This is a genomic window from Mycobacterium heckeshornense (genome assembly GCF_016592155.1).
GTDB lineage: Bacteria > Actinomycetota > Actinomycetes > Mycobacteriales > Mycobacteriaceae > Mycobacterium > Mycobacterium heckeshornense.
Genome location: NZ_AP024237.1, coordinates 3,514,050 through 3,530,345, shown reverse-complemented (window position 1 = coordinate 3,530,345; position 16,296 = coordinate 3,514,050). Strand labels below are relative to the sequence as shown.

The 16,296-nt window shown below is 66.3% G+C and carries 14 protein-coding genes and 1 pseudogene; 10 read left to right on the top strand and 5 right to left on the bottom strand.

From position 1 onward, the window contains the following. Window positions 1–11: 11 nt before the first annotated feature. From leuC to MHEC_RS16985, 3 genes are all read left to right on the top strand, one after another. Window positions 12–1,415: a 3-isopropylmalate dehydratase large subunit gene (gene leuC / locus MHEC_RS16995; RefSeq protein ID WP_048890887.1), complete on the top strand. Its 1,404-nt coding sequence runs from the start codon at window positions 12–14 to the stop codon at window positions 1,413–1,415. 38 nt (window positions 1,416–1,453) lie between these two features. Next, entirely contained in the window at window positions 1,454–2,050 is a 597-nt protein-coding gene (leuD, locus tag MHEC_RS16990; protein ID WP_048890798.1) for a 3-isopropylmalate dehydratase small subunit, read from the top strand. Window positions 2,051–2,261: 211 nt separating this feature from the next. Further along, on the top strand, window positions 2,262–2,882 hold the full coding sequence (locus MHEC_RS16985) for an HU family DNA-binding protein (protein ID WP_082169772.1): 621 nt from the start codon (window positions 2,262–2,264) through the stop codon (window positions 2,880–2,882). 62 nt (window positions 2,883–2,944) lie between these two features. Here the strand turns inward: MHEC_RS16985 and mutT1 are convergent, their stop codons facing one another. From mutT1 to cofC, 3 genes are all read right to left on the bottom strand, one after another. Beyond that, window positions 2,945–3,883: an 8-oxo-(d)GTP phosphatase MutT1 gene (gene mutT1 / locus MHEC_RS16980; RefSeq protein WP_048890797.1), complete on the bottom strand. Its 939-nt coding sequence runs from the start codon at window positions 3,881–3,883 to the stop codon at window positions 2,945–2,947. 76 nt (window positions 3,884–3,959) lie between these two features. Beyond that, on the bottom strand, window positions 3,960–6,143 hold the full coding sequence (locus tag MHEC_RS16975; protein ID WP_048890796.1) for an RNA degradosome polyphosphate kinase: 2,184 nt from the start codon (window positions 6,141–6,143) through the stop codon (window positions 3,960–3,962). Window positions 6,144–6,256: 113 nt separating this feature from the next. After that, window positions 6,257–6,907, bottom strand: coding sequence for a 2-phospho-L-lactate guanylyltransferase (gene cofC, locus MHEC_RS16970; protein ID WP_048890795.1), 651 nt, complete (start codon window positions 6,905–6,907; stop codon window positions 6,257–6,259). Between the two features lie 129 nt (window positions 6,908–7,036). Between cofC and MHEC_RS16965 the strand changes: the two genes are divergently transcribed. After that, window positions 7,037–8,017, top strand: coding sequence for an NAD(P)H-dependent glycerol-3-phosphate dehydrogenase (locus tag MHEC_RS16965; protein WP_048890794.1), 981 nt, complete (start codon window positions 7,037–7,039; stop codon window positions 8,015–8,017). Window positions 8,018–8,086: 69 nt separating this feature from the next. Then, window positions 8,087–9,253 (top strand): D-alanine--D-alanine ligase family protein, encoded by a 1,167-nt coding sequence (locus tag MHEC_RS16960; protein ID WP_048890793.1) that lies wholly within the window; start codon window positions 8,087–8,089, stop codon window positions 9,251–9,253. On the opposite strand, the pseudogene MHEC_RS16955 reads toward MHEC_RS16960, so the two are convergent. Further along, a pseudogene (locus MHEC_RS16955) lies at window positions 9,250–9,824 on the bottom strand (DUF3515 domain-containing protein). The gene MHEC_RS16960 and the pseudogene MHEC_RS16955 sit on opposite strands and share 4 nt — an antisense overlap. A 130-nt stretch (window positions 9,825–9,954) precedes the next feature. Here MHEC_RS16955 and MHEC_RS16950 point away from each other — a divergent pair. Genes MHEC_RS16950 through MHEC_RS16940 form a run of 3 tightly spaced genes read left to right on the top strand, consistent with a single transcriptional unit; the run spans window position 9,955 to window position 11,900 of the window. Next, on the top strand, window positions 9,955–10,920 hold the full coding sequence (locus MHEC_RS16950; RefSeq protein WP_099869110.1) for a thiamine-phosphate kinase: 966 nt from the start codon (window positions 9,955–9,957) through the stop codon (window positions 10,918–10,920). A 9-nt stretch (window positions 10,921–10,929) separates the two neighbouring features. Then, the gene (locus MHEC_RS16945) at window positions 10,930–11,220 is read left to right on the top strand and encodes a DUF1330 domain-containing protein (RefSeq protein ID WP_048890791.1); all 291 of its coding nucleotides are present in this window, start codon (window positions 10,930–10,932) and stop codon (window positions 11,218–11,220) included. Further along, window positions 11,217–11,900, top strand: coding sequence for a uracil-DNA glycosylase (locus MHEC_RS16940; protein ID WP_048890790.1), 684 nt, complete (start codon window positions 11,217–11,219; stop codon window positions 11,898–11,900). The genes MHEC_RS16945 and MHEC_RS16940 overlap by 4 nt, the downstream gene beginning before the upstream one ends. Window positions 11,901–11,972: 72 nt before the next feature. On the opposite strand, the gene rpmB is transcribed toward MHEC_RS16940, so the two are convergent. Next, window positions 11,973–12,167 carry a 50S ribosomal protein L28 gene (gene rpmB / locus MHEC_RS16935; RefSeq protein ID WP_003922095.1) on the bottom strand — a complete coding sequence of 65 codons (195 nt, stop codon included), beginning with the start codon at window positions 12,165–12,167 and terminating at the stop codon, window positions 11,973–11,975. Between the two features lie 209 nt (window positions 12,168–12,376). On the opposite strand from rpmB, the gene MHEC_RS16930 reads away from it, so the two are divergent. Then, entirely contained in the window at window positions 12,377–14,041 is a 1,665-nt protein-coding gene (locus MHEC_RS16930) for a DAK2 domain-containing protein (protein ID WP_048890884.1), read from the top strand. Window positions 14,042–14,043: 2 nt separating this feature from the next. Then, window positions 14,044–16,266: an ATP-dependent DNA helicase RecG gene (gene recG / locus MHEC_RS16925; RefSeq protein WP_071700248.1), complete on the top strand. Its 2,223-nt coding sequence runs from the start codon at window positions 14,044–14,046 to the stop codon at window positions 16,264–16,266. Window positions 16,267–16,296: the final 30 nt, after the last annotated feature.

Sequence of the window (16,296 nt, the reverse complement as noted above, 5' to 3'; positions counted from 1 at the left end):
TCGAGGTGGCGATGGCGCGTACGTTGGCGGAGAAGGTTTGGGACGACCACGTTGTGGCTTCCGGCGGTGGCGACGACCCGGACCTCATCTACGTCGATCTGCATTTGGTGCACGAGGTCACCAGCCCGCAGGCGTTCGACGCGCTGCGATTGGCCGGCCGTCGGGTGCGGCGACCCGACTTGACCCTTGCCACCGAGGATCACAACGTGCCGACCGTCGACATCGACAAGCCGATCGCCGACCCGGTGTCGCGCACTCAAGTGGAAACTCTGCGGCGCAACTGCGCTGAATTCGGCATCCGTTTGCACCCGATGGGAGATATCGAGCAAGGCATCGTGCATGTGGTGGGACCTCAGCTGGGTCTCACCCAGCCGGGTATGACGATTGTGTGTGGCGACAGCCACACTTCCACCCACGGAGCTTTCGGCGCACTGGCGATGGGCATCGGCACGTCGGAGGTGGAACACGTGCTGGCGACACAAACGTTGCCGCTGCGCCCATTCAAGACGATGGCGGTCAACGTCGACGGCCAGTTGCCCGCCGGAGTAACGGCCAAGGACGTCATCCTGGCGCTGATCGCAAAGATCGGCACCGGCGGCGCACAGGGCCATGTCATCGAATATCGGGGCAGCGCCATCGAATCACTGTCGATGGAAGGCCGGATGACGATTTGCAATATGAGCATCGAAGCCGGCGCACGCGCGGGAATGGTGGCCCCGGATGAGATCACCTACGAGTACTTGCGAGGGCGGCCGCACGCGCCGGCGGGCTCGCAGTGGGACGCTGCCGTCGCGTACTGGAACCAGCTGCGCACTGACCCTGGCGCCGAATTCGACACCCAGGTTTACCTCGACGCGGCCACGCTGAGTCCGTTCGTCACATGGGGAACCAACCCGGGACAAGGGGTGCCGCTGGACGCCGTGGTGCCCGACCCCAAGCTGTTTTCTGACGAAAGCGAGCGCCAGGCCGCCGAGAAGGCATTGGCTTACATGGACCTTCGGCCCGGCATGCCAATGCGTGACATTTCGGTTGACGCGGTGTTCGTAGGCTCGTGCACCAATGGCCGGATCGAGGACCTGCGTGCTGTGGCCGAGATATTGCGTGGCCGCAAAATTGCTCCTGGAGTGCGGATGCTGATCGTCCCCGGCTCGATGCGGGTGCGCGCACAGGCGGAAGCGGAAGGGCTCGGCGAAATTTTTACCGCCGCGGGCGCCGAATGGCGCCAGGCCGGCTGCTCAATGTGTCTGGGAATGAACCCCGATCAGCTTGCGGCGGGGGAGCGCTGCGCCGCGACGTCCAATCGGAACTTCGAGGGGCGGCAGGGCAAAGGTGGCCGCACCCACTTGGTGTCACCGGCGGTCGCCGCCGCGACCGCCGTGCGCGGCAGGCTCTCCGCTCCGGCGGATTTGGATTGAGCAGCGGATTTGGACCAAGTAGCGGACGGGAGAGGAGCATGGAAGCGTTTCGTATCCACACGGGGATCGGCGTGCCGCTGCGGCGGTCCAATGTCGACACAGATCAGATCATTCCCGCGGTCTTTTTGAAGCGGGTCTCCCGAACGGGTTTCGCCGACGGATTGTTCGCGACATGGCGGGCTGACCCGTCGTTTGTGCTGAATCTCAGCCCGTTCGACAAGGGTTCAGTACTAGTCGCGGGACCCGATTTCGGCACCGGATCATCGCGTGAGCACGCGGTGTGGGCACTGATGGACTACGGGTTCCGGGTGGTCATCTCCTCCCGGTTCGGCGACATTTTCCGGGGCAACGCGGGCAAGGCGGGCCTGTTGGCGGCCGAAGTCGCCCAAGAAGGTGTCGAACTACTCTGGAAGCTTATCGAGGCCAGCCCGGGACTGGAAATCACTGCCAATCTTCAAGATCGAAATATCACCGCCGGAACGGTCCTGCTGCCGTTCAAGATTGACGATTACACCGCCTGGCGATTGCTCGAAGGGCTTGACGATATAGCCCTCACGCTGCGGAAACTCGCCAAAATCGAGTCTTTCGAGGCTTCCCGCCCACAGTGGAAGCCGCGTACTTTTGCCACTTCCTGACGTGTCGATCGGGACCGAATTTCGGCCCTCCAGGGCCCCTATCCGCGAGCTGATTTCGGGCCCGGCGACCGGCCAAGGGGGGCAAGTGGATTCCTAAAAAATTCGCTAAAGCCCCCTGAAATTGCGCGTGGCTCTTGGAAATCAACCGTGTAAGGGTTTACCGTGTCCTTTAGTCGGTCCAAAGAGGGCCACTGACTTCGGAGGGTTTTGGATGAACAAAGCAGAGCTCATCGACGTACTCACGCAGAAAATGGGTACAGACCGTCGATCGGCGACGGCCGCCGTCGAGAACGTCGTCGACACCATTGTGCGCGCGGTGCACAGGGGCGACAGCGTTACGATTACCGGCTTCGGTGTTTTCGAACAGCGGCATCGCGCAGCGCGCGTGGCCCGCAATCCGCGCACCGGGGAGACGGTAAGGGTGAAGCCGACATCGGTGCCGGCGTTCCGTCCAGGGGCCCAATTCAAAGCGGTTGTCTCTGGGGCGCAGCGTCTCCCGGCGGAAGGGCCAGCCGTCAAACGCGGTGTCCTCTCTGGCGGGGCCAGGAAGGCAGCGAAGAAGGCGCCCGCTAAAAAGGTGACCAGAGCGGCCAAGAAGGCCGCGACCAAGGCACCTGCCAAGAAGTCGGCGGCCAAGAAGGCGGCGGCGAAGAAGGCTGCGACAAAGCGGACCGTGGCCAAGAAGGCGGCCAAATCGACCGCCAGGAAGGCCACTAAGCGGACTGCCTCGAGGGCTACCGCCCGCAAGGCCGCGAGCAAGGCACCGGCCAGGAAGTCGGCCGCGAAGAGGGCGCCGGCGAAGAAATCCACTGCGAGAAGAGGTCGCAGGTGAACCGGTAACGGGTCGAGACGCAAACACCCTTCGGACGGCTTGGTCCTGGAGGGTGTTTGCCTTTACCTAGGGGCATTGACCGCCAAGGCTGTGCCGATGTGGTCTGCCGCTATGAGGTGGCCGTCGGCCAGCGACAGCACCCACGTGCTGCCTTTACGATTGCGTGATTTATCCGGCCGCACACCGTCGCGAGCGCACCACCACGCAATGAGGTCTGGAATCACTTTGCCCTGGGTGCAGATCACCGGTGTATGTCCGCGCGCGGCGATTTCCAGAACTCGACGTCGAGCACGCTTGGGGTTTTCCGCGTAAGCCTCTTCGGTCAGCAGGGGTTCGTTGCCGATGACCACACCCAATTCCTCGGCAAGCGGTTCAACGGTCTGATGGCATCGCAATCGATCTGCGGCATATACGTCGGTGGCGCCGAACGCCAACAGCTGCCCGATGAGTGCCTCGGCCTGTGCGCGGCCCTTCTTGTCCAGCGGCCGCTTGGAGTCGTCTCCCGAGAAGCGCGACCGGCTGCCAGCGCTACCGTGCCGGACGATCAGCACGGTCTGGGTGTCTGCGGGGCGTTCGGCAAACCTGCGCAGAACCTTTCGATCCTGTGCGTAGCCGACCTTTTTCATCGCAGCCGCAACCGGCAGCCAGACCAGTTGGTCGACTTCGTGGTTGGGTGTGAATTCACCGCCGGTGCTGCGGGCCGCCCAGTAGCGCACCTTTTTTATGCCTTGCTCGATCGGGTAGCTCACCGCAGCGATCCGGCGACCCAAATGCGCTCGGTGACCGGTCTCTTCGAACACTTCGCGCACCGCTGTCACCGGTTCGGTCTCACCGACATCGACTTTTCCCTTGGGCAGTGACCAATCGTCGTAGCGCGGACGGTGGATGAGCGCGATTTCGACCTCTTCTTCGTCGCCGCGCGGCCGCCAGAGCACCGCACCTGCGGCGGGAATGGCTTTACCCGCCGGGCGTTGCCCATCGGGTGAGGTTCCTGTCGACACCTTAACTCCTGCAGGTCAATTCGGGCCGCTCGTAACCATGCGTATGCGGTCTGGCGGTCATGATTGATGCGGTATGTCAGGGGTTGCGGCGCCGCTCCATGAGCGATACCTGGTGGTCGCGCACCGTCTGCCCGTCCTTCGGCGACGCCTTCCACTGACCGTCGGGCCCCAGTTCCCAGCAGCGAGTGGCCGGATCCAGTGCCGACTCGAATATGTCGTCCAGTTGCGCGGTCAGCCTCGGATCCTTGACTTGAGCCATCACCTCGACTCGCCGGTCGAGATTGCGGTGCATCATGTCGGCGCTACCGATCCAGAACTCGTCGATAGCGCGAAAGTGAATGATCCGCGAGTGTTCCAGGAAACGTCCCAGAATAGAGCGCGCGACGATGTTTTCGGAGTAGCCCTTGGCGCCCGGGCGCAACGCGCAGATGCCGCGGACCACCACCTCGACCCGCACGCCGGCCTGCGACGCGCGATAGAGCGCGTCGATGACCTGTTCGTCGACGAGCGCGTTGAGCTTGAGCCGGATCCGCCCGTTGCCGGTTTCGCGGTGCGCGGCGACCTCGCGTTCGACTCGCTCGATGATGCCCGTGCGGATACCGTGCGGGGCCACCAGCAGATTGCGGTAGGACACTTTGCGCGAATAGCCGGTGAGCGAGTTGAACAAGTCAGTGAGATCGGCACCGATATCGGGAGCTGCGGTCAAAAGGCCGATGTCCTCGTAGAGCCGGGCCGTCTTGCTGTTGTAGTTGCCGGTGCCGACATGGCAGTAGCGGCGGATGGCCGAGCCTTCGCGGCGCACCACCAGGGCGGTCTTGCAGTGCGTCTTCAGTCCGACGAGCCCGTAAACCACATGCACGCCCGCCTGTTCGAGCGTGCGCGCCCACCGGATGTTCGCCTGCTCGTCGAAGCGTGCCTTTATTTCGACCAGCGCCACGACCTGCTTTCCGGCCTCGGCGGCCTCGATCAGCGCGTGCACGATGGGCGAATCACCGGAAGTGCGGTACAACGTCTGCTTGATCGCCAGCACGTTGGGGTCGGCGGCCGCCTGCTCGATGAATCGCTGCACACTGGTGGAAAACGAGTCATACGGGTGATGGACCAGCACATCACCTTCGCGCAGCGTCGCGAAAATGCTTTTCGGCGTCTCCCGCTCGGCGAACGCCGGCGGCGTAGCGGGCACGAACGGGGGATCCTTCAGGGCGGGCCGGTCAAGGTCGTAGATCTGCCATAGCGACGACAGGTCAAGCAGCCCAGGCACTTCGATGACATCGCCGGGATGTACGTCGAGCTCGCGCAGTAGCAGCTCCAGCATGCTCTCGGTCATGTCGTCGGAGACCTCAAGGCGCACCGGCGATCCGAACCGTCGACGCGCCAATTCCCGCTCCAGCGCTTGCAGCAAGTCCTCGTCGCGGTCTTCTTCGACCTCGAAATCGGCGTTGCGGGTGATGCGGAACACGTGATGCTCGACGATCTCCAAACCCGGGAACAGCACCGGCAGGAAGGCCGCGATCAGCTCCTCCATCGGCAAGAACCGCACGACCGCCTTTCCGTCCGGGCCCGCACGCCCGGCCAGCTCGACGAAACGATCGACGTTGTTGGGCACCTTGACCCGCGCGAAATGCGTCCCGCCGTCCTCGGGGCGCTTCACCGTGACGGCCAGGTTCAGGCTCAATCCGCTGACGAACGGGAAGGGGTGGGCCGGATCGACGGCCAGCGGCGTCAGAACCGGAAACACCTGCTCGTGAAAATACGCCGAGAGTTGATCGCGTTCGGCCTCGTCGAGATCGGCCCAGGTAACGACGTGGATGCCCTCGTCGGCGAGCGCGGGGCGCACCGAATCGAGGAACACGCGCGCGTGCCTGGTCGCGATCTGCTGGGTCTGCTCGCCGATGCGGCGTAGTTGTTCGCGCGGGGTCAGACCATCGGCCGAGCGCACCGACAGCCCCATCTCGTCGCGGCGCTTGAGCCCGGCGACGCGCACCATATAGAACTCGTCGAGATTGGAGGCGAAAATCGCCAGGAACTTGGCGCGCTCCAACAACGGCAGCGAGGTGTCCGCGGCCAGTGCAAGCACCCGCGCGTTAAAGTCCAGCCAGCTGAGCTCCCGGTTCAGATACCGGTCCTCGGGAAGCTCTGCCTCGAGGACGGCCGTGGTGGCAGCGGGCGGAGCCGCCGGGGCCGAGTCACCCGGATGCCACACGCTCTGGTCAGGGCGCACCTCGGCTTCGATTTCGGTCATTTTTCGATCATCGCGCATTACCCGGTGGTGCTGCCACACTCCAGCGGCCAGCCGTTCACCGTTGGTGTGCTGTTCACTCCCTTGTTATCGGTGCGGGGCCGCATGGTGTCGCGCCCGGCCATCCGGCCGGGCTAGTGGCCGGCCAGGGCCCGCGCAGTGGCGGGGCCTACCCCCAGGCGGCGGGCCACCGCCAGATCGTCGGGCGTGTCGATATCGCATCGCAAACCCGGCCACGCACCGGTGAGCTCCACTGCACCCGAACGACGATGCCGTGCCGAGGAATCCGGTCCGAATTGGGGCTGCAGCCCGGTTCCGAACGCGCACAGAGCCGCGGTGCCGGTGCCGAGCCGGTCGGCGACGAAGCTTCGCGGATGGTTGCGTGCTGCTGCAATCGCCTCGGACAGCTCCTGCGGCTGCAAAGCAGGCAAATCTCCTTGCAGGACAACAAGATTCGTCACCGTTTCAGCCACCAGACGTTCGGCTACGGTGATCGCGTTGTTCAGTGAGTCGGGGTGGCCCTCGGGCGTCGGATCGGCCAGCACCTCCGCTCCCAGCTCGGCCGCCGCGGCGGCGGCGGCGTCGTCGGGCGTGATCACGGTAATCGAGCGCAATGATTCAACCGCTGCGGCCGCGGTCAGGGTGTCGACGAGCATGGCCAGCACCACCGCTTCGCGGGTTCGGGCCGAAAAGATCGGCGCCAGGCGTGTCTTGGCGACAGCCAGCCGCTTGACGGCAACGATCAGGCCAACGTCACCGTGACCGTCGGCCCGGGTGCCGTTCATGCGCTCATCCTGCCAGCGCGGACCGGGGCTCGGCGTGGGCCGGGCTAGGGTAGGGCGCCTGCGGATGCAGCAGACACACGGCATTGGGGGTTGGTATCGGTGGCTGGCAGGGACGGTGCGGTAGCGGTGATGGGCGCCGGTGCGTGGGGCACGGCGCTGGCCAAGGTGCTGGCCGAAGCGGGTAGTGCGGTGACGTTGTGGGCCCGGCGGGCGCAGGTCGCCGACGAGATCAATGCCACCCGCTGCAACGCCGGCTATTTGCCCGGTGTCCAGTTGCCCTCGACGATTCACGCCACCGCCGATGCCGCCGAGGCCCTCGGCGGCGCGTCGACCGTGCTGCTGGGTGTTCCGGCCCAGACCATGCGGGCCAACGTCGAGCAGTGGGCTGGTTTGTTCGCCGAGGGCGCCACCCTGGTCAGCCTCGCCAAGGGTATCGAGTTGAACACGCTGATGCGGATGAGCCAGGTGATCGTCGCGGTGACCGGCGTCGATCCGGACCAGGTTGCGGTGATTTCCGGCCCCAACCTGGCCAGCGAGATCGCCCAGCGTCAGCCCGCCGCCACCGTCGTCGCGTGCAGCGACTCCGGACGCGCGGTCGCATTGCAGCGCGCACTGAACACCGGCTACTTCCGTCCGTACACCAATGCCGATGTGATCGGTGCCGAGATCGGTGGCGCGTGCAAAAACGTCATCGCGTTGGCGTGCGGGATGGCGGCCGGTGTGGGGCTCGGCGAAAACACCGCCGCGGCGATCATCACCCGGGGGCTTGCCGAGATCATGCGGCTCGGGATCGCACTGGGAGCCAAGGCTGCCACGCTCGCCGGCCTGGCCGGGGTGGGCGACCTGGTGGCCACCTGCACCTCCCGGCGGTCGCGCAACCGGTCTTTCGGCGAGTGCCTGGGCGCCGGCGGCACGATGCAGTCGGCCATGCAAGCGCGCGACGGGCATGTGGTGGAAGGGGTGACGTCGTGCGAATCTGTGCTGGCGCTGGCGTCCAGCTACGACGTGGAGATGCCACTGACCGACGCCGTGCACCGCGTCTGCCACAAGGGCCTGTCCGTCGACGAAGCGGTGGCCTTGCTGCTGGGCCGCAGTACCAAGCCGGAGTGAGCCGCTACCGGTTCAGGTCAGGGCCGCCGTACCGGTGCCGGGCCGCCATGGCGGTAGCCTCTTGAGGTTGTGAGTGCTCGCCACCGGCCCGCGTCGAGCGGACACGCCGGATCGCCGACATCCCGGGGCCGGATCCGCGTCGCCGTGGTTTACGGCGGACGCAGTAACGAACACGCGATCTCGTGCGTCTCCGCGGGCAGCATTCTGCGCCACCTGGACCCGCAACGCTTTGACGTCGTCCCGGTAGGCATCACGCGTGACGGCTGCTGGATGCTCGCCGACGCCCGCCCGGAAACCCTGGCCATCACCGATGGCCGGTTGCCTGAAGTCAGTGCGGCGTCTGGAACCGCGCTGGCGCTGGCGCAGGATCCGCGCCAGCGCGGCCAGCTGGTATCGGTCAACAGCGACGGGCAGCGCAGCGCTGGCGAGGTCCTCGCCTCCGTCGACGTGGTGTTCCCGGTATTGCATGGCCCGTACGGCGAGGACGGCACCGTTCAAGGTTTGCTGGAACTGGCCGGCGTTCCCTATGTGGGCGCTGGTGTGCTGGCCTGCGCGACAGCTATGGACAAGGAGTTCACCAAGAAGCTGCTGGCGGCCGACGGGCTCCCCGTCGGCGCGTATGCGGTGCTGCGTTCGTCGCAGCCGACGTTGGGCCCTGAGCAGCGGGAACGCCTGGGGCTGCCGGTTTTCGTCAAGCCTGCGCGCGGCGGCTCGTCGATCGGTGTCAGCCGGGTGACGGACTGGGCCCAGCTGCCCGAGGCCATCGACCAGGCCCGCCAGCACGATCCCAAGGTCCTGGTGGAGGCCGCGGTGGTTGGCCGCGAATTGGAGTGCGGTGTGCTCGAATTCCCGGACGGCACAGTGCGAGCCAGCAGTGTCGGGGAGATCCGATTAACCGGGGTCCGTGGTCGCGAGGAACCCTTCTACGACTTCGCCAGCAAATATCTCGACGAGGTTGCGGAGCTGGACGTGCCGGCCAAAATCGACGATCGGCTCAGCGACGCGATCCGTGACTTGGCGATCCGGGCGTTTCGCGCGATCGACTGCGAAGGGCTGGCCCGAGTCGATTTCTTCCTCACCGAAGACGGGCCGCTGATCAACGAGGTCAACACCATGCCCGGATTCACCACGATCTCGATGTTTCCGCGAATGTGGGCGGCCAGCGGTGTCGATTACCCCACGTTGCTGGCGGTCATGGTCGAGACCGCGCTGGCCCGAGGCGTCGGCCTGCGCTAGCGGCGCGGCGGTGCCGGGGCTATGGGTACCGCGGCGATGGTGCGGTCGATCACCTCCGACAGTTCCTGAATGGGTGTGGCCCCCGACCCCGGCGGCAGCGTGAGCGCTACGTACACCGGGCGATCGACCGTGTACCACGTGCTGCGCCCCGCCTGGCCGCCGGCCTGGGTATCCATCTCCTGGAACCACTGCACCCGGTCGACCACCTGAATCGGCGAGCCCACCACGAAGTCTGGCGGTCGGTTGAGGCCGCACCGCAGCACCACCGGCTCGGCGGTGCTGCGGGCACGCCACGCGGCAGCCCCGGGCGGCGCGGGCTGAGCAGCCGGCGCACGCTGGTAGTCGCCAAGCCACTGCGGCAGCGCCTGCAGCAGCGCCCGGCACGCCGGATCGTCGGCCCGGGGGCGGCGACGGCCGGGATCGCGACCGGTTGCTGCGGCGGGTGGCGGGTGGCCGCGATCGCCAACATGATCCCGATGACGACAACGGTCAGCAGCAGTGCTGCGATCAGCAACGCCCGCGGCGGCCCGTCTGAACCGGCCACCTGCTCACTTCTCGATTGCGCGTCCATCGCGTCGTAGTTTTCGGGACGGTCCTATCGCCTGCTTACACTCCACGTGTCCGCCGCCGAGATCGGCGGACCAAACTTACCGCGAGTCGACCGGTATTCATCGGGGATCAACGGGCCGGGAGGAAGCGACGTGAGCAGCGGCGAGCCTGGGCCCACCCTCAGACAGCTCGGCGAGTTCGCCATGATCGACCGGTTGTTGGCCGGCCGTCGGCCACCGCCCATGACCGCACTCGGACCCGGTGACGACGCGGCCGTGGTGCGGACCGGCGACGGCCGGACAGTGATCTCGACGGACATGCTCGTGCAGAACCGGCATTTTCGGCTGGACTGGTCGACGCCGGACGATGTCGGCCGCAAGGCCGTCGCGCAAAACGCGGCCGATATCGAGGCCATGGGCGCGGCGCCGACCGCATTCGTCGTCGGTTTCGGCGCGCCGCCGGAAACCCTTGCCGCTCATGTGAGCGAGTTCGCCGACGCGATGTGGGACGAGGCGGGACAGATCGGGGCCGGCATCGTCGGCGGCGACCTGGTCAACTGCCCGCAATGGGTCATCGCGGTGACGGTGCTGGGCGATCTGGCCGGTGGCGCACCGGTGCGGCGAGCAGGAGCCCGCCCGGGCTCGGTGATTGCGGTCGCCGGCGAGTTGGGATATTCGGCTGCCGGATATTCCTTGTGGCGCAGCGGAATTAAGGGCTTCAACGAGTTGCGCCGTCGCCATCTGGTGCCGCGCCCGCCTTACGGGCAGGGCCGGACCGCCGCCAGGGCCGGTGCGCAAGCGATGATCGACGTGTCTGATGGACTCGTCGCCGATCTGGGCCACGTCGCCCGCGCGTCCGGGGTAGGCATCGACGTGTCTACCGCGGCTCTGGCCGCCGATCATCAGGCGCTGACCGCGGCCGCCGAGGCGGTGGGCGCCGACCCGTGGTCGTGGGTGCTCGGCGGGGGAGAGGACCATGCGCTGGTTGCGGCGTTCGCCGGAGGTGTCCCGGCGGGCTGGCGGGTCATCGGCCGTGTGCTCGACGGTCCCGCCCGGGTGCTCGTCGACGGGGTGGAGTGGCGCGGATACGCGGGCTGGCAAGCCTTCAACAGTCGTTAAGGTAGCGCGGTGACCGTATATGCGATCGCTCAGCTCCGATTCACCGACCGCGCTGCCTACGACCGCTACCGGGCGAGGTTCATGGGGGTCTTCTCGCGCTATGCCGGAACACTGCTGGCCGCCGACGAGGCTCCGCAAGTCGTCGAAGGCCGATGGGACCATGAGAAGGTGGTGCTGATGTCGTTTCCCGACGAGGCGGCCTTCCGGAGCTGGGCCGAATTGCCGGAATACCAACGTATTTCGCAGGACCGTGACGCGGGCGCGGACGCCGTGGTGCTGCTGGCGAAGGGACTGGCGTGACCGCGCGTCCGCTACATGAATTAGTCGAGGACGGCTGGGCCCGCGCGCTGCAGCCGGTGGCCGAGCAGGTCGCTGCGATGGGGCAGTTCCTGCGGGCCGAGCTCGCCGCCGGGCGCCGCTACCTGCCGTCCGGCCCAAATATATTGCGGGCCTTCACATTTCCATTCGACCAGGTGCGGGTGCTAATCGTCGGGCAGGATCCGTACCCAACTCCCGGTCATGCGGTGGGGCTTAGCTTTTCGGTGGCCCCCGATGTGCGGCCGCTGCCGCGCAGCCTGGAGAACATTTTCGCCGAGTATGTCGACGATCTGGGCCATCCCACACCGTCGTGCGGCGACTTGAGCCCGTGGGCTCAGCGTGGAGTGATGCTGCTGAACAGGGTGCTCACCGTCCGGCCGGGAAACCCGGCGTCACATCGCGGCAAAGGCTGGGAGCTGGTCACCGAGCACGCAATTCGGGCCTTGGCGGATCGTAAGCAGCCGATGGTGGCGATTCTGTGGGGCCGCGACGCCTCGACGCTCAAACCGATCTTGGCCGGCGGCCAATGCGTCGCGATCGAGTCGCCGCATCCCTCGCCGTTGTCGGCGTCTCGAGGTTTCTTCGGTTCACGGCCGTTCAGCCGGGCCAACGAGCTGCTGGAGAAAATGGGCGCCGAACCGATCGATTGGCGGCTGCCCTAGTCCCCCGGCCGACGCCGACGCCCCCGTGACACGCTGGCCGACCGGGCGGGTTTTGCCTCTGTTCGCGCGCCGCTAGCCGCGGGCGACCTTGCCGGCTTTCATGCAGGACGTGCAGACGTTGAGCCGCTGCTTGTTGCCGCCGGGCCGGGCAACGGCGCGCACGGTCTGGATATTGGGGTTCCATCGGCGGCTGGTCCGGCGGTGCGAGTGCGACACCGATTTGCCGAAACCGGGGCGCTTTCCGCAGATGTCGCAGACGGCGGCCATGGCGAAACTCCTCAAATCTCTGGGGGCCAACAACCGAGCTAGGGGTGACCCGACGACCTGGCCAGGATAACCGGCGGCGTGGCGGAGCGCCAAAACGACCAACAGCTGGCGATACCGTGTGACCTGTGCTGTCGGCTCAACTAGCTAGGCTGGCGCCACCAGAGGAGGTGTGCGAGGTGGTGTCCGATGTGGCTAAGTCGGCTCGTCGGCTGGACGCATTCGCACTGCGCGACTGGGCACATACCGCCGTCAGTGACCTGATCACCCACATCGATGAGATCAACCGGCTCAACGTGTTTCCCATCGCCGACGGCGACACCGGTACGAACATGTTGTTCACCATGCGCTCGGCGCTGGCTGAGGCCAACGCGGCCGCGAGCTCCCAGGCCGGGTCGGCAGACGTGGCCCGGGTGGCGGCGGCCCTGTCGGCCGGCGCGCTGCATGGCGCGCGCGGCAACTCAGGAGTGATTCTCTCGCAAATCCTGCGGGGTATCGCCGACGTGACGGCCACGGCCGCCGCCGACGCCGGCGGTGAGCTGCCCGACATCGACTCCGCCACGCTCGGGGCTGCGCTGCGGCACGGCGTGGACCTGGTGGTCGCCTCAATGGGCGGGCACGAGGTCGCCGGCACCATCGTGTCGGTGCTGCAGGCCGCGGCCAGCGCTGTGGAACAGTGCGCGTACGACGGAGAGGGGCTGGCACGAGCGATTACGGCCGCGTGTGATGCCGCCGTCGTGGCCCTGGACAAAACTCCCGAACAGCTGGATGTTCTCGCCGACGCCGGAGTGGTCGACGCCGGCGGGCGCGGCCTGCTGGTGCTGCTCGACGCGTTCAGCGCAACCATCACCGGCCGGGCGCCGGTTCGTACGGTGTATGCGCCGTCACCGCCGCGGCTAGCGGCCGAGACCCCGCGCGTGCACCCCGCGCAGCAATTCGAGGTGATGTATTTGCTGGGCGATTGCGATGCCGCCGGAGCCGATGCGCTGCGGGATCGGCTTGGCGAACTCGGTGACTCGGTGGCGATCGCTGCCTCGGCATCCGATGCGGTCGGCGGCTACTCGGTTCATGTCCACACCGACGACGCCGGCGCCGCCGTCGAGGCCGGGCTGGCGTTCGGGACGCCGCGCCGGATCCAGATCTCGGCGCTGACCGGGGCAGCGACCGGGTTGCCGCCGGGCAGCTGGACGCGTGAGCGGGCGGTCCTGGCTGTTGTCGATGGTGACGGTGCCGCGGAGCTGTTCGCTGGCGAGGGCGCTTGCGTGCTGCGGCCTGACCCCGAGGCGGCCGAACCCGCTACCGCGGTCAGCGCCCAGCAGCTGTTGCGGGCAGTGGTGGACACCGGCGCCGCACAGGTCATGGTGTTGCCCAACGGTTACGTGGCCGCCGAAGAACTCGTGGCCGGCTGCACCGCCGCCATCGGCTGGGGGATCGACGTGGTGCCGCTGCCGACCGGGTCGATGGTGCAGGGGCTGGCCGCGCTCGCGGTGCACGACCCTGAGCGGCAGGCAGTCGACGACGGCTACACCATGGCCCGCGCGGCCGGCGCCGCCCGGCACGGGTCGGTGCGCGTTGCCACCGAGCAAGCACTGACCTTCGCCGGCCCCTGCCGGCCGGGCGACGGCCTAGGTATCGCCGGTGACGAGGTATTGATCGTCGCCAACGATATCGGCTCGGCGGCAACCGGCCTGGTCGATCTGTTGCTCGCTGCCGGTGGCGAGCTGGTCACCGTGTTGGTCGGCGCGGGTTTGGATGCCGATGCCGCCGTCGTCGAATCAACGATGAAAGCCCATGTGCACGACCATCATCCGGGTACCGAGGTGGTGAGCTATCGCACCGGGCATCGCGGCGATGCGCTACTGATCGGGGTCGAGTAGCCGTGGTGGCGCTGACCGACCGGCTGGATTACGTCTTGGGGGCGAAATCGGCCGACCCGCTCGACGAGGCATTCGGCATCCGCACGGTCCAGGACTTGCTTCGCCACTATCCGCGCACCTACGTCGAGGGCGCGGCGGTGCGCGGTGTCGGCGACGAGCGACCACCGGCCGGCGAGCACATCACGCTCGTCGACACCATCACGGGCGCGATGTCACGGCCGATGAAGAAACGCCCGAAAGAGAAGTACCTGGTGATCACGATCGGATCTGGCCGCAACCGGGTGACCGCCACGTTTTTCAACGTCAAGCAGTGGTTCGTAGACCAGCTGGCCAAAGGAACCCGGATCATGCTGTCCGGGGAGGTGAGCTATTTCCGGGGCACTATGCAGCTTACGCATCCCGATTTCCTCGTCCTCGACTCTCCGGACGGCAAGGACCACGGCAGCAGGTCCCTGCGCATGATTGCCGACGCCTCGAAGAAAATCAGCGGCAAGGTGCTGCAATCGGCGTTCGAACGGGCCTTCTACCCGATCTATCCGGCCAGCACGAAAGTGCAAAGCTGGGACATCTACGCATGCGTGCGGCAAGTGCTCGCCGTGCTGGACCCGATACCCGACCCGCTGCCGAAATCGGTTGTCACCGAATACGGTTTGATCTCCGAAGATCAAGCGCTGCGCGCAATTCACCTCTCGGAAAGCGAAACCGAACGCCGACGGGCCCGCGAGCGGCTAACTTTCGACGAAGCGGTTGGCCTGCAATGGGCACTGGTGACTCGCAGGCACGGTGAACTCTCCGAATCCGGTCCTCCGGCATCGCCCCGATCCGACGGTTTGGCACAAGAACTGTTGCAGCAGTTGCCGTTCGAACTCACCGACGGTCAGCGTGAGGTGCTCGAGGTGTTGCGTCGCGAACTCGCAGCGACCCGCCCGATGAACCGGTTGTTGCAGGGTGAGGTGGGTTCGGGGAAAACGATCGTGGCGGTTCTGGCCATGCTGCAGATGGTCGACGCCGGATACCAGTGCGCCCTGCTGGCACCGACAGAAGTCCTTGCAGCACAACATGTTCGATCAATCCGCGATGTGTTGGGACCACTGGCAATGGGCGGGCAGTTAGGCGGTGCCGACAACGCCACCCGGGTGGCGTTGCTCACCGGCTCGATGTCTCCTGCGCAGAAGAAACAGGTGCGCGCTGAGATTACCAGCGGACAGGTGGGTATCGTCGTCGGCACGCACGCGCTGCTGCAAGACGCCGTAGAGTTCCACCGGCTGGGCATGGTGGTCGTCGACGAACAGCATCGCTTCGGAGTAGAGCAGCGAGATCAGTTGCGGGCCAAGGCTCCTGACGGCATCACGCCACACCTGCTGGTGATGACTGCGACACCAATACCCCGGACAGTTGCGCTTACCGTCTATGGCGACTTGGAAACCGCGACATTGCGTGAGCTTCCGCGCGGCCGCCAGCCGATCGCTACGACCGCGATTTTCGTCAATGACAAGCCGGCATGGCTGGACCGTGCCTGGCAGCGCATCATCGAGGAGGTCTCCGCCGGACGCCAGGCCTATGTGGTAGTGCCACGGATCGACGAAACTGATGACGCTGGGCAGACCGAAGAGGGCGGCCGGTCTTCGGCCACCGCGGTCGACCTGTTCGCGCGGCTACGTCGCCGTGAATTGGCCGGCCTGCGGCTCGGTCTCATGCATGGTCGGCTGCCGGCGGAAGACAAAGATGCCGTCATGGCGGCGTTTCGGGCCGGCGAGATCGACGTGCTGGTGTGCACCACCGTCATTGAGGTTGGCGTCGACGTTCCCAATGCCACCGTGATGCTGATCATGGACGCCGACCGGTTCGGCATCAGCCAATTGCATCAGCTGCGCGGTCGCATCGGCCGAGGCGCACACCCGAGCGTGTGCCTGCTGGTGAGCTGGGTCTCCCCGGATTCGCGGGCCGGCAAGCGGCTGCGCGCGGTCGCTCAAACCTTAGACGGATTCGTCTTGGCCGACCTCGACCTCAAGGAGCGCCGCGAGGGAGATGTGTTGGGCCGCACCCAGTCTGGTCGTGCGATCACGCTGCGACTGCTGTCGTTGGCCGACCATCGAGACATCATCGAAACCGCACGGAATGTGTCCGAGCACATCTACGACGAGGATCCTGGCCATCCCGGACTGACACTGCTGGCAGCACCGTTCACCACCAACGAGCGCGTCGAGTACCTGGACAAAGCATGAACGCTGAGCGCTATGCAGAGCGCAGTGATG